Raw genomic sequence first — 12,856 nt, forward strand, 5'->3', positions numbered from 1 at the left:
TGTGCCGGGGAGCGGCGTTCGGGGTAATGACAGGGCCCCCCACGCACCTGCCACCCAGGTCGGCGCGGTGTGACACTGGCGGCATGGCATCCGAGCAGAGCACCGGCAGGGGCGACGGCGGAGAGCTGGGCCGGTTCCTGCACGCGCGACGCACCCGGACGAGCCCCGACCAGGTCGGCCTCACCGTGGGCGCCGGACTGCGCCGCACCCCGGGCCTGCGCCGTGAGGAACTGGCCACGCTCTCCGGCATCAGCATCGACTACTACGTCCGCCTGGAGCGCGGCAGGGAGAGCCGCCCCAGCCCGGCCGTACTCGACGCACTCGCCCGTGCCCTGCATCTCGACGACGCCGAGCACCAGCACCTGCGCGAACTCGCCACCCGGGCCGCGCAGTACGCCCCCGCCCCCTCGCCGCCGAGCCGCACCGTGCGCCCGCATCTGAAGCTGGTCCTGGAGACGCTGCGGCCGAGCCCCGCCTACGTCATCGGCCGCAGCATGGACCTGCTCGCCTGGAACCCCGGCGGCCTCGCCCTGTTCGCGGGCCTCGCCGACTGGCCCGCCGGCCAACGCAACATCGCCCGCTACCTCTTCCTGCACCCGACCGCGCCCACCCTCTTCCCCGACTGGGACTACCAGGTCCGCGGCTGCGTCGCCCGGCTGCGCGCCCAGTCCGGCATCGACCCGGACGCCCCGGACCTCACCCACCTGGTGGGCGAACTCCTGCTCAAGAGCCCCGACTTCGCCAAGCTGTGGGAGCGCTACGACGTCGTCGGCCGCAAGAAGGTCCGGAAGACCTTCCACCACCCCGAGGTCGGCGTCCTCACCCTCAGCGGCCAGAGCATGCACCTCGAAGACACGCCCGGCCAGCGCCTCGGCGTCTACACCGCCGAACCCGGCACCCCGGACCACGACGCCATGCTCCTGCTCGACCTGGTCCCTGCCCGGCCCGTCGCGGATCCGGACACGACGGACGAACAGCGACGGCGTACACGATCCTGAGCGACGCGTCAGCCGGCCGTGTCGTCCGCGGGTGACGCCGCCCCGGTGCCGTTCGCGCGCTGGTGGGCGACGATGCCGGGCAACTGCTCGTAGATGGCGTCGATCAGGTCGCAGACGCGCTCGGCGATCGGGCGGCCGAGACCGGTGAGTTCGTAGTCGACCCGCCTGGCGACCGTGGGGTGCGGTGTGCGTGTGACGAGGCCGTCGTCCTCCAGTCGTTGGAGGGTCTGCCACAGCATCCGGTCGGAGACCCCGGACACGTTACGACGTACCTCGGCGAATCGCAGAGGGCCTTCGACCAGGGCGGCGAGGGTCAGGGCACCCCACCGGCCCGTCGCGTGCTCCAGCACCTCCCTCGACGTGCACTGCGGATCGAACACGCTCATCCCGGCCACGCGGTCCGTCCCTCGGCTCATGTGTTCATGCTAAACGGACGATGTACTTATTCTGAGTAAGTACTGTATTTTCGTAAGCATGAGCCGCTGCGGGCTCCCGAAGGGAGAAGTCGTCCGATGAAATTCCTCCTCCTTGGTGCCACCGGCGCCACCGGCACCCTGTTCGCGGATCGGGCCACCGCGGCCGGACACGAGGTCGTCGCCTTCGTCCGCGACGCCTCCAAGATCACCCCGGCCGACCGGCTGACCGTGGTCGTGGGGGACGTCCGCGACGCCCGCGCACTCGCCGAGGCGATGCGCGGCACCGACGCGGTGGTCAGCACGCTCGGTCTCGGCAAGGTCAAGGACCCGGGCAACCTGATCGCGGACACCACGCGCGCGCTGGTCCGGGCCGCCGAGGACAGCGGAACCAAGCGCGTACTGGTCATGTCGGCGTTCGGGGTCGGCGACTCCCTGGCCAAGGCCTCCGGGTTCGCCCGCTTTCTCTACAACTCCGGCGGCAAGGCCACGTTCGCCGACAAGGCCGCGGGGGAGCGGATCCTCACCGCCTCCGGCCTGGACTGGACGCTGGCCTACCCGGTGCTGCTCACCGACAAGCCCGCCACCGGCGCCGTCCATGCCGTCGACCTGACCGCGCTCGACCGCCTGCCCGGCCTGCCCAGGATCTCCCGGGCCGACGTCGCCGCCTTCCTGCTGGAGGCCGCCGTCGAAGGCTCGTGGTCCCGGCGCACCGCAGTGCTCACCGCCGGCCGCTGACCATCTCTGCACGCCACCTCACCTACTCCACAAGGAGATCGACCCGTGACCAAGACCCTCGGCCTCATCGGCGCCGGCAACATCGGCAGCGCGTTGGCCCGCCTCGCGATCGCCGCCGGCCTGAATGTCGTAGTCAGCAACTCCCGCGGCCCCGACACTCTCGCCGACCTCGTCGCCGAACTCGGCGAACAGGCGCGCGCGGCCACACCCGCCGAGGCAGCGCAGGCCGGCGACCTGGTGGTGGTGACCGTCCCGCTGAGCACCTACGAGAAGCTGCCCGTCGCCGCTCTGGCCGGCAAGACCGTCATCGACACCATGAACTACTACCCCGACCGCGACGGCCGGATCGCCGAGCTCGACTCCGGCGAGCAGACCTCCAGCGCCCTGGTCCAACGACGACTGGCCGACTCGCAGGTGGTGAAAGCCTTCAACAGCATCGACTTCGTGCGCCTGTTCACCTCCGCCCGCCCCGTCGGCGCCGACGACCGCAGCGCCCTGCCCGTCGCCGGGGACGACCCGGCCGCCAAGGCACAGGTGGCCGAGCTGCTGGACGCGCTGGGCTTCGACGCCGTGGACATCGGCACGCTCGCCGACAGTTGGCGCAGCGAGCCGGGCACCCCCGTCTACGTCCAGCCGTACTTGCCGGCACGGCCCGACGGGCTGACCGACCAGGAGACGGGGCGCTGGTTCTTCGAGGTCCCGGGCGTCCCGGTGCCCGCCGACAAGGTGAGGGAGCTGACCGACACCGCCGTCCGGCGTTCCGCGGGCGACGCCCGCGCGACTCTCGCCTAGAACCGCCTGGTGGGTGGGGGCCCTGTCACACCCCCGAACAGCGCTCCCCGGCACAGCTCGGCCTGCCACGCGAGACGTCCGGCACGCAGGCTGGACGACGGTCGAAGAGCTCATTCCGTTCCCGTCGTTTCCTCACCAGGAGATCCATCCGTGTCCAGTTCTGTCGCATCGGACAAGCCGTCGGCGTCAGCCGATGCCGCCGCCGGGCAGCCCCGCACCGCGAACGGCGCCCAGTGGGCTCTGGCCGCCGCGCTGCTCGGTTTCTTCGTGATGACGCTCGACGCCCTGATCGTCAACGTCGCGCTGCCCGAGATCGGGCGCGGCTTCGGCGGCGGGATGACGGGACTGCAGTGGGTGGTGGACGGCTACACGCTGATGTTCGCCGCACTGCTGCTGTCCGCGGGGTCGGTGACCGACCGGATCGGCGCGCGGCAGGCGTTCGGAGCGGGGCTCATGGTGTTCACCGTCGCCTCGGCGGCATGCGGTTTCGCACCGAACCTGGGTGTGCTGACCGGGGCGCGGCTGGTCCAGGGTGCGGGCGCCGCGGTGATCGTGCCGGCCTCGCTGGCGCTGATCCGCGAGGCGTTCCCCGACCCGGCCCGGCGTGCCCGGGCGATCTCGGTGTGGGCGATGGGCGGCTCGGTGGGCGCCGCGGCCGGGCCGGTGCTGGGCGGCGTGCTGAGTGAACTCGACTGGCGGATGATCTTCTTCGTCAATCTGCCGGTCGGCGTGCTGGCGCTGTTCCTGCTCACCCGGACCGCCCGCTCACCCCGCCAGGGCGACGCCCCGTTCGACTGGACCGGGCAGATCGCCGCGGTGGCGGCCATGGGCGGCCTGACCTACGCGGCGATCGAGACCGGCGCCGTGGGCCTGGGCGCACCGCGCGTCCTGCTCGCACTGGCGGTCGCCGTGACGGCGGCGGTGGTCTTCCTGGTCGCCCAGGCGCGCGGCCGCAACCCGATGGTGCCGCTGGAACTGCTGCGCGCCCGGACGATGGCGCTCTCGGCGACGATCGGATTCGCGCTCAACGTCGGCTTCTACGGGATGATCTTCCTGCTCGGCCTGTACCTCCAGCAGGAACAGGACCTGTCGCCGATGGCCACCGGCCTGGCGTTCCTGCCGATGACGCTGCTGACCGCGGTCGTCAGCCCGACCGCCGCCCGGCTCGCCGCGCGCTTCGGGCCGCGCATGCCGATCATCACGGGGCAGCTCCTGATGGCCGCGGGCCTGGTGGCGCTCTGTGTTCCGTCGGCATCGGCGCCCGCCTGGCTGCTGGTCCTGCTGATGATCCCGGTCGGCACCGGCGGCGGCCTCGCCGTACCGGCCGTGACCTCACTGCTCCTCGACCGCGTCCCCGCCCGGCGCGCCGGCACCGCGAGCGGCGTCCTGAACGCCTCCCGCCAACTCGGCGGCGCCCTGTCCGTGGCCGTCTTCGGCGCCCTGGTCTCCCACCACGCGCACTTCCTGCACGGCCTGCGCACCAGCCTCCTGATCGCCGCGCTGCTCGTGGTCCTGACCGCGGTGGCCTCCGTACTCCTCAAGGAGAAGACCTCATGACCTCGACATCGGCGACATCGGCGACATCGGCCTGGACGAGCCAGGAGCTCGACCGCGTCGAACGCGCGGAGGAACTGGAGATCGCGTCCCTCCGGCGCGGCGGCGAACTGGGCAGCCGACGGACCATCTGGGTGGTCCGGGTCGGCGACGCCCTCTACGTCCGTTCCGTCAACGGCCCCGGCTCCGACTGGTACCGCGGCACCCGGGCCCGCCGGGAAGGCCGTATCCAGGCCGGCGGGGTCGCCAAGGACGTCACGATCATCGACGCCGCCGCCGACGACGGCGTCAACGCCGCCGTGGATGCCGCGTACCGGACCAAGTACGGGCACTACGCCGCGTACATCGTCAAGGCCATCACCAGCCCCGAAGCGGGCTCCACCACCATGCGGCTCGAACCCCGCTGACCAGATCCCCCATTCCCGACAGCAGTTGCACCGGACCGGAGAAACCCATGCTCACCGTCAACGCGTACGCCGCCACATCCGCCACCGAACCCCTCGCCCCGACCACCGTCGAGCGCCGTGACGTCGGCCCGCACGACGTCCTCATCGAGATCAAGTTCGCCGGCATCTGCCACCCCGACATCAGCAACGCCCGCAGCGAGTGGGGCCCGTCGGCCTACCCCCTGGTCCCCGGCCACGAGATCGCCGGCGTGGTCACCGAGGTCGGCTCCGACGTCACCCGGCACGCGGTCGGCGACCGGGTCGGCGTCGGCTGCATGGTCGACTCCTGCCGCGAGTGCGCGTCCTGTCTGCGCGGCGAGGAGCAGTACTGCCTGAAGGGCAACACCCTCACCTACGGAGCTGTCGACAAGGACGGCACGATCACCCAGGGCGGCTACTCCACCCACGTCGTCGTCACCGAGGACTTCGTCCTACGGATCCCCGAGGGCATCGGCCTCGACGAGGCCGCCCCGCTGCTGTGCGCGGGCATCACCACCTACTCCCCGCTGCGCCGCTGGGGCGCGGGCCCCGGCAAGAAGGTTGCCGTCATCGGCCTCGGCGGGCTCGGCCACATGGCCGTGAAGCTCGCGCACGCCATGGGCGCCGAGGTCACCGTGCTGTCCCAGTCGCTGAAGAAGATGGACGACGGCCTGCGCCTGGGCGCCGACCACTACTACGCGACGAGCGATCCGGCGACCTTCGAGCAGTTGGCCGGCACCTTCGACCTCATCGTCAACACGGTCAGCGCGAAGCTCGACCTCGACGCCCACCTCGGCCTGCTGGCCGTGAACGGCGCCCTGGTCAACGTCGGTGCCCCCGCCGAGCCGCTGTCGCTCACCGTGTTCTCGCTGATCATGCGCGGCCGCTCCTACGCCGGTTCGCTGATCGGCGGCATCCGCGAGACCCAGGAGATGCTCGACTTCTGCGCCGAGCACGGCATCGGCTCCGAGACAGAGGTCATCCCGGCCGACCGGATCAACGAGGCGTACGAGCGTGTCCTCGCCTCCGACGTGCGCTACCGGTTCGTCATCGACACCTCGACGCTGAACTGATCGCACCGGTGGTGCGAGAACGGTGACCAGGCTCGATGCTCGTCGAAGAACCTCTCGACCCGCAGGAGTCAGCCGGTCCGTGTCTCTTGCCCGCCCCCGAAGAAACAGCCTCACGAGAACCGAGGAGATGAACGGATGACCACCAGCGCTCCCTGGACCGACGACGAGCTCGACCGGGTCGGATCGGCCGAGGAACTGGACGTCGCCTCCCGGCGCCCGGACGGCGGGCTGAGCGGCCCGCGCACCATCTGGGTCGTACGCGTGGACGACGACATCTACGTCCGCTCCGTGAACGGCCCTGCATCCGCCTGGTTCCGCGGCACCCGGGCCCGCCACGAGGGCCGCATCGAGGCCGGCGGCGTCGAGAAGGACGTGGCGTTCGAGGACGCCGACGGCACCGTCAACGACGCGGTCGACGCCGCCTACCGCACCAAGTACGGCCGCTACTCGGCCAACACCATCCAGCGCATCACGAGCTCCACCGCGGGCTCGACGACCATGCGGCTCCTGCCTCGCTGACCCGCCGCGGGAGAGGAACGATGTTCACCGTCAACACCCCTGAGACCGCTGCGTATTGCGCCCCGACCAGGGGCGAGCGCGGTCCCCACGATGCCGTGCGGTCTGCCGTACGACCCCCGAACCGGCCGGGAGACATGCCGTGATCGGTCTCGAACTCGTCGTGGTCCTCGGTCTGGCGGTGCTCCTGGGCAACGCCGCCGGTGACCGCTACCGGATCGCCCCGCCGGTCGTGCTGCTCGTCCTCGGCGCGCTGCTCGGCTTCGTGCCCGCGCTGCGCGAGGTGGAGCTGCCCCCGGAGGCCGTCCTGCTCATCTTCCTTCCGGTACTGCTGTACTGGGAGAGCCTGACCACCTCGCTGCGGGAGATCCGCCGGGACCTGCGCGGCATCATCCTGATGAGCACCGTGCTGGTCATCGGCACCGCCGGCGCGGTGGCGGCAGTGGCGCACCAACTCGGCCTGGCCTGGGGCCCGGCATGGGTCCTCGGCGCGGCCGTCGCCCCCACCGACGCGACCGCGGTCGGCGTACTCGCCAAAGCACTGCCCCGCCGCAACGTGACCCTGCTGCGCGCCGAGAGCCTCGTCAACGACGGCACCGCACTGGTCGTCTACGGGCTGGCCGTCGGCATCACCGTCGGCGAGGAGCACTTCACCGTCCCGCACGTCACCTGGCTGTTCGTCCTCTCCTACGTCGGCGGAGCCGCGGCCGGAGCACTGATCGCGTGGCTGGTGATCAGGGCGCGCCGGGTCTTCGACGATCCGCTGCTGGGCAACGTGGCGATGATCCTCACCCCGTTCACGGCGTACCTGCTGGCCGAGTTGATCGAGGCCTCCGGCGTGCTCGCGGCCGTCGTGGCGGGGCTGATCATGAGCCAGGCCGGCCCGCGCGTGGCGGGGGCCGCGATGCGCCGCCAGGCGGAGGAGTTCTGGTCGCTGGCCACCTTCCTGCTCAACGGCGCTCTGTTCGTCCTGGTCGGCCTGCAGGCACAGGCGGCCGTACGCGAACTGCACGGCGGCGACCTCACCCACGCCCTCATCGCCGTCGGGGCGGTCTCCGGCGTGGTCGTCGCGGCGCGCTTCGCCTTCAACTTCACCTTCCCGTACCTGATCCGCCTTCTCGACCGCCGCCCGCAGCAGCGCCTGCGCCGGATGAACTACCGCGCGAGAGTGGTCACTTCGATCGCCGGCTTCCGGGGCGCGGTCTCCCTGGCCGTGGCCCTGTCGGTACCGACGACCCTCGACTCGGGCGCCCCCTTCCCCGACCGCGACACGATCGTCTTCGTCACCTCCGGAGTCATCGTCACCACCCTCCTGGTCCAGGGCCTGCTGCTGCCGGCCGTGGTGCGCTGGGCCCGGCTGCCCCATGACACCTCGGTGGAGGAGGAGCGCTTCCTCGCCGAGACGACCGCCACCGAGGAGGCCCTCAAAGCCCTCCCCGAGCTGGCGGACGAACTGGACACCGACCCGGCCGTCGCCGAGCGCATGCGCCAGGAGTACGAGACCCACCTGCTCGTCGTCCGCGCCGGCGGCGGCGAGACCGATGCCTCCGACGAAGCGGCCGTCCTGCGCCACGACCGGCACTACACCGCCCTGCGCCTGGCCCTCCTCGCCCACAAACGCGCCACCGTGCTCCGCCTCCGCGACGACCACGAGATCGACGACACCGTGCTGCGCCAGGTACAACGCCGACTCGACATCGAAGAAGTACGGCTGTCCCGACGCGAAGCCGCCGAGTGACCCCCACCCGGACAGGAGCCGACGGGGACTGGCTGGTCCGGGGCGAGTCGGGTGAGGGACCGCTCGCACCTGCCCCGGGGGCCGAAGTCGCCGCCAAGGTGGCCGAGTTGGCGGCCAGGGAGAAGAGGTCCCGGGAGGGCATGCGCTTCCCACAACTGGCCGTCGCGCCGGGAGCGGAGGCCACCCAGCACTCCAGGTGTGGCCGGAGCGTTCATCGCGCTCGCGGCGCCGGCCGCCTGAAGCCGACTGGGACAGCGTCCGTCCAGGCGACCGCTCATGAGCATGGTCATCGACCACAGCACCAGGCAAGTGCCCCGTTCGCCCGGTCTGATCCCGGAACGGTGGGAGGTCAGGACAGCCTCGCCGGCATGAGCCGCACGACGACCCGGACGCGGAAGACGTTCGGCTTCGCCACCTCAGCCGAGCGGAGCGCGGACCCCTCCAGTACCTGTCGGCCTGACCGACCTCACACCGAGAACTCGCGTATCACCGTGTTACGGAACACCGCACTGCCGCCGATCGTGAACAGCGCGAGCCGGGTGTCCAGCAGGTACGGGAACACCTGGCTGGTGTGCACATAGCGGCCGTCGTCGACGAACATCTCCACCGACGTGCGGTCCACCAGGATGCGCAGCTTCACCGTGCCGGTGGACGGGTCGAACGGGGTGTGGCTCTCCTGCCACTTGCCGGACGTGTCGGCGTTCACCGTGTTGCGTCGGTTGAGGAAGGCGTAGTTGCCGTAGATCCCGGCGTCGATGTGCCGGCCGCCGTCGGGTGAGCGCCTCAACTGGAGGCCTGCGCCGGTGAGTTGGGACCAGGTGAGCTCGGTCGTCACCTCGTAGGAGATACCGGTGTAGTCGAGCACCTTCGTGCCGTTCACGGTCACGTCGCCCAGGTTCACGGTGCGGGAGACATGCGAGTCGAGGCCGGCGACGGGCCGGGAGGCGAGGTAGTAGGTGGTGTCGGACGCCTTCTTCAGGGTGATCTCGCGGACGACGGAGTCGGTGCCGTTGAAGCCGTCACAGTCGATGGTGGGTGTGGTGTTGGCGTAGTCCCAGTTGTTCACCCAGCCGATCGCGTACCGGGCGGCCGCGTCCACCGCGCCGCTCGCGCCCCGCTTCTCGAAGGTGACGGCGCCGTACCAGTCCCAGCCGTGGTCGAGCCACTGCGGCTCACCCGCATCGGCGGTGAACGCGCTGCCGTCGAAGGAACCCGTCCAGTAGGCGTACGTGTTGGGCAGCCCCGAGCCCTTCCCGTTGGCGCTCACGCCGAGCACCCATTTCACGGTGCCGTCGCCGGCGGTGATGCGGAACAGGTCGGGGCACTCCAGGACGCCGACGCCGTCGTGGACGAAACCGCCCACGTACGTCCAGGACTTGAGGTCGTCGGAGTGGTAGAAACCGACCTTGTCGTTCTCGGCGAGGGCCATCACCCAGCGGCCCCGGTCCTCGTCGCGGATCACCTTGGGGTCGCGGAAGTCGGCGACGCCGGGGTTGGGCAGGACGGGGTCGGTCCCGTAGTTGGTGAAGGTGAGACCGCCGTCGGTCGAGTAGTACAGGAACTGCTCCTGGTGGTCGGTGCCGCCGCCGGGGGACATCGTGACGATGACGACGACCGCGCCCGCGCCGAACCCGGCCGTGTTGCCGGTGTCGACCACCGCCGAACCCGACCAGAGATCGCCGTTGACCGTGGTGTCCTTGGGCACGGCGACCCCGCGGTCGGTGAAGGAGACCAGGTCCTTGGTGGTGGCCAGGCGCCACGCGGTCCCGACGGCGCCGGTGAAGTAGTCGGCGTTGTAGAGGTAGTAGTAGTGGTACTCGCCGTCGATCCACACGGGCCGCTGCGGGTCGTTCTTCCACTGGTCGGGGACCGTGAAGTGGTACGCGGCGCGGTAACTCGCCCCGCTCACCGCGGACTTGGTCCCGCTCGCGGCCGTGGCCGTTCCGGTGGACAGCAGCGCGGCAGCGGTGCCCGCCGCCGATCCCGCGAACAGTGATCTCCTGGAAATCCCCGACGTTCCGGGCATGACACATCGTTCCTCTCGTGGCGGCTCACGACGTAGAGGGAGTGAAAAATCGGCTCCTGCGAACGAGGACTGTAGACCTAACTCGGTAAAGGTCCAAGAGACCTAACTCGTTAAAGGTCAAGCGTTCCCGACCCTTGACAGGCTTGCCGCCCGGTTCCCATCATCTGGGGCATCACCCCTGAACTAACACGAGTTAGGCCCGTTGATGACTGACTCGCACATCCCCCGCCGCACGCTGCTGCGGTACGGCGCGTACGGGGCCGGAGCAGCCGCCCTGGCCGGGACCGCCGCGAGCTGGGACCGGCTCACCGGAGCCGACATCCCCGGCCGTGACGACGGCTCCCTCGTCGTCGCCACCCTCGGTTCCGCCTTCGACCCGGCCACCGTCGACGCCCTCACCAAGGGCTTCCACCGGCTCCACCCCGACATCCCGCTGCGGGTGAACGCGGTGCAGGCCGTCGACTGGTCGGACTTCTTCGCGAAGATCCTCACCCAGATCGCCGCGGGCACCGCCCCCGACCTGGTGTATGTGGCCACCGAGGGCGTGCAGTTGTTCGCCCAACGACTCGGCGTGGCCCTGGACCACTGGGTGCGGCGGGACGCGGCGGAGCTGCGTGAATACTTCGCCGACGTCCACCCCTCGCTGGTCGAGTCGATGATGTACGAGGGGAACCTCTACCAACTCCCGATGGAGTTCAACGCCGCCGACATCTACCTCAACAAGCAGGTGCTGAAGCGGGCGGGCGCGGGGTTCCCGGCGGCCGACTGGAGCCGCGACGACTTCACCGCGCTGCTGCGGGAGCTGAAACGCACCGGCGGCTCGCACTTCACGCCGTACTTCTGGACGAACCGGCTGTGGGGCGGCGTGGTGCCCTGGCTCTTCGCGAACGGCACGAACCTGCTGAAGGAGTCGAAGGCGCCCGGCGGCTCCTGGCTGTGGGACACCTTCTACCCGGCCGCCGACCGGCAGGGGCGCGGCGGGGGCTTCCGCTGGACGACCCCGCAGGCCACCGCCGACCGGGTCGAGGAGGCGTACGACTATCTCGCCTCCCTCGTCCAGGAGGACCTGTGCACCCGGCCCGAGGGCGGCAACGGCAGCAATCTGGTCGGCGTGTTCTCCACCGGCCACGTCGGCGTCACACCGGCGGGCGGCTTCTGGGCGGGCGGCCTGCAGTTGGCCGGCATGCGGGCCGCCGACTACGACGTGCAGTACTTCCCGCGCTGGCGTACCCAGCGCCACCAGTTCGGCGCGGCGGGCTACGCGCTGCTGCGCACCTCGAAGAAGCAGGAAGCCGCCTGGGAGTTCATCAAGTACGCGGCCCGCAAGGACACCATGACCCGGCTGTTCCAGGGCAACCAGACCACCCCGGCCCGGCGTTCGATGCTGAACGCCGCCCGCTACGCCGAAAGCGGCCCGGCCCACTGGCAGGTCTTCTACGACACCCTCGACCGGTTTCCCGACACCGGCCCGATCCCCGCGCCGCCGCAGGTCGCCGAGGTGACCGACGTCCTGCTCAAGTACACCGGCACCGCACTTGCCTCACCGCGTGCGGTGGGTCCCGCGCTGCGCCGGATGCAGGGCGACCTGGAGCAGGCCATGGAGCGTGAGATATGACGAACACCCAGGTCCCGAACTCCCAGGCCCCGGCCGTACGTCCGCGGCCCGGCACGCCACCCGCCGTCGCCGTGCGGCGCTCCGTCCGCGACCGCGGCACCCGGCTGCTGGCCGCGCTGTTCCTGGCGCCCACGGTCGTCGGCATCGTCGTCTTCACGGTCGTGCCGATCATCGTGTCCGTCGTGCTGAGCCTGTTCCACTGGAACGTGATCGACCCGCCCCGCTTCGCCGGCGGCGCCAACTACCGCACGACCTTCACGGACTCGACCGTCCTGGTCTCCTTCCGCAACACGCTCCTCTTCATGGTCCTCGCGGTCGCGCTGCAACTGCTGATCGCGCTGTCGCTGGCGCTCGCGCTGAACGGGCGGATGCCGGTGTGGCTGCGGTCGCTGTTCCGTTCGGCGTTCTTCTTCCCCCTGGTCCTGTCCGCCGCGTCTATCTCGGTGGTGATGAAATACCTGTTCAACCAGGACTTCGGGGTGGTGAACTGGCTGATCGGCCTGGTCGGCGTCGCGCCCGTGCCCTGGCTGACCTCGGAGCACGCGGCGATGGCCACGGTGGTCCTGGTCTACGTCTGGCAGCAGTTCGGTTTCTCGTTCCTGCTGTTCGTCGGCGGTCTGAACAACATCCCCAAGGAGATCCACGAGGCCGCCGCCCTCGACGGCGCGACCGGCCTGCGCAAGCACCTCGGCATCACACTGCCGCTGCTGTCGCCGACGCTGCTCGTCGCGTCGGTGGTCGGCATCATCAACGCCCTCCAGGTCTTCGAACAGCCCTACGTCCTCACCGACGGCGGACCCGGCGACGCCACCCGCACCGTGGTGATGGTGATCTACGAGAGGGCCTTCGAGCAGCTCGACTTCGGCGAGGCATCCGCGGTGGGCGTGCTGCTCTTCGCGCTGATCATGGCGGTCACCGCCGTCCAGTTCCGGCTCAGCCGGCGTTTCGTCCACTACCAGTGAGCCGGT

The 12,856-nt window shown here is 70.5% G+C and carries 12 protein-coding genes; 10 read left to right on the plus strand and 2 right to left on the minus strand.

Going from position 1 to position 12,856, the window contains the following annotated elements:
* Positions 1–83 precede the first annotated feature (83 nt).
* On the plus strand, positions 84–998 hold the full coding sequence (locus tag OG223_RS44720; protein ID WP_329262077.1) for a helix-turn-helix transcriptional regulator: 915 nt from the start codon (positions 84–86) through the stop codon (positions 996–998).
* Between the two features lie 8 nt (positions 999–1,006).
* Here OG223_RS44720 and OG223_RS44725 read toward each other — a convergent pair whose 3' ends face one another.
* Complete coding sequence (locus OG223_RS44725; protein WP_329262079.1) at positions 1,007–1,414, minus strand: winged helix-turn-helix transcriptional regulator; 408 nt, start codon at positions 1,412–1,414, stop codon at positions 1,007–1,009.
* A gap of 96 nt (positions 1,415–1,510) precedes the next feature.
* On the opposite strand from OG223_RS44725, the gene OG223_RS44730 reads away from it, so the two are divergent.
* From OG223_RS44730 to OG223_RS44760, 7 genes are all read left to right on the plus strand, one after another.
* Positions 1,511–2,149 (plus strand): NAD(P)-dependent oxidoreductase, encoded by a 639-nt coding sequence (locus tag OG223_RS44730; RefSeq protein WP_329262082.1) that lies wholly within the window; start codon positions 1,511–1,513, stop codon positions 2,147–2,149.
* A gap of 6 nt (positions 2,150–2,155) precedes the next feature.
* Positions 2,156–2,941 (plus strand): NADPH-dependent F420 reductase, encoded by a 786-nt coding sequence (locus OG223_RS44735; protein WP_329265812.1) that lies wholly within the window; start codon positions 2,156–2,158, stop codon positions 2,939–2,941.
* A gap of 150 nt (positions 2,942–3,091) precedes the next feature.
* Positions 3,092–4,498 (plus strand): MFS transporter, encoded by a 1,407-nt coding sequence (locus OG223_RS44740; protein ID WP_329262084.1) that lies wholly within the window; start codon positions 3,092–3,094, stop codon positions 4,496–4,498.
* Positions 4,495–4,902 carry a DUF2255 family protein gene (locus OG223_RS44745; RefSeq protein WP_329262087.1) on the plus strand — a complete coding sequence of 136 codons (408 nt, stop codon included), beginning with the start codon at positions 4,495–4,497 and terminating at the stop codon, positions 4,900–4,902. Before OG223_RS44740 ends, OG223_RS44745 begins: the two co-directional genes overlap by 4 nt.
* Before the next feature lie 47 nt (positions 4,903–4,949).
* Positions 4,950–5,993 (plus strand): NAD(P)-dependent alcohol dehydrogenase, encoded by a 1,044-nt coding sequence (locus OG223_RS44750; RefSeq protein WP_329262090.1) that lies wholly within the window; start codon positions 4,950–4,952, stop codon positions 5,991–5,993.
* Between the two features lie 135 nt (positions 5,994–6,128).
* Entirely contained in the window at positions 6,129–6,512 is a 384-nt protein-coding gene (locus OG223_RS44755; RefSeq protein WP_329262093.1) for a DUF2255 family protein, read from the plus strand.
* Between the two features lie 139 nt (positions 6,513–6,651).
* Positions 6,652–8,247 carry a Na+/H+ antiporter gene (locus OG223_RS44760; RefSeq protein ID WP_329262095.1) on the plus strand — a complete coding sequence of 532 codons (1,596 nt, stop codon included), beginning with the start codon at positions 6,652–6,654 and terminating at the stop codon, positions 8,245–8,247.
* Between the two features lie 466 nt (positions 8,248–8,713).
* Here OG223_RS44760 and OG223_RS44765 read toward each other — a convergent pair whose 3' ends face one another.
* Positions 8,714–10,273: a glycoside hydrolase family 32 protein gene (locus OG223_RS44765; protein ID WP_329262098.1), complete on the minus strand. Its 1,560-nt coding sequence runs from the start codon at positions 10,271–10,273 to the stop codon at positions 8,714–8,716.
* A 205-nt stretch (positions 10,274–10,478) separates the two neighbouring features.
* On the opposite strand from OG223_RS44765, the gene OG223_RS44770 reads away from it, so the two are divergent.
* On the plus strand, positions 10,479–11,888 hold the full coding sequence (locus OG223_RS44770; protein WP_329262100.1) for an extracellular solute-binding protein: 1,410 nt from the start codon (positions 10,479–10,481) through the stop codon (positions 11,886–11,888).
* The gene (locus OG223_RS44775) at positions 11,885–12,850 is read left to right on the plus strand and encodes a carbohydrate ABC transporter permease (protein ID WP_329262102.1); all 966 of its coding nucleotides are present in this window, start codon (positions 11,885–11,887) and stop codon (positions 12,848–12,850) included. The genes OG223_RS44770 and OG223_RS44775 overlap by 4 nt, the downstream gene beginning before the upstream one ends.
* Positions 12,851–12,856: the final 6 nt, after the last annotated feature.

The organism is Streptomyces sp. NBC_01478 (genome assembly GCF_036227225.1).
Taxonomy (GTDB): domain Bacteria; phylum Actinomycetota; class Actinomycetes; order Streptomycetales; family Streptomycetaceae; genus Streptomyces.

Excerpts from the sequence above, each read along its gene's own strand:
- OG223_RS44765 (WP_329262098.1), bottom strand. The coding sequence starts at position 10,273 with ATGCCCGGAACGTCGGGGATTTCCAGGAGATCACTGTTCGCGGGATCG.
- OG223_RS44745 (WP_329262087.1), top strand. The coding sequence starts at position 4,495 with ATGACCTCGACATCGGCGACATCGGCGACATCGGCCTGGACGAGCCAG.
- OG223_RS44770 (WP_329262100.1), top strand. The coding sequence starts at position 10,479 with ATGACTGACTCGCACATCCCCCGCCGCACGCTGCTGCGGTACGGCGCG.
- OG223_RS44725 (WP_329262079.1), bottom strand. The coding sequence starts at position 1,414 with ATGAGCCGAGGGACGGACCGCGTGGCCGGGATGAGCGTGTTCGATCCG.
- OG223_RS44755 (WP_329262093.1), top strand. The coding sequence starts at position 6,129 with ATGACCACCAGCGCTCCCTGGACCGACGACGAGCTCGACCGGGTCGGA.
- OG223_RS44750 (WP_329262090.1), top strand. The coding sequence starts at position 4,950 with ATGCTCACCGTCAACGCGTACGCCGCCACATCCGCCACCGAACCCCTC.
- OG223_RS44730 (WP_329262082.1), top strand. The coding sequence starts at position 1,511 with ATGAAATTCCTCCTCCTTGGTGCCACCGGCGCCACCGGCACCCTGTTC.
- OG223_RS44775 (WP_329262102.1), top strand. The coding sequence starts at position 11,885 with ATGACGAACACCCAGGTCCCGAACTCCCAGGCCCCGGCCGTACGTCCG.
- OG223_RS44720 (WP_329262077.1), top strand. The coding sequence starts at position 84 with ATGGCATCCGAGCAGAGCACCGGCAGGGGCGACGGCGGAGAGCTGGGC.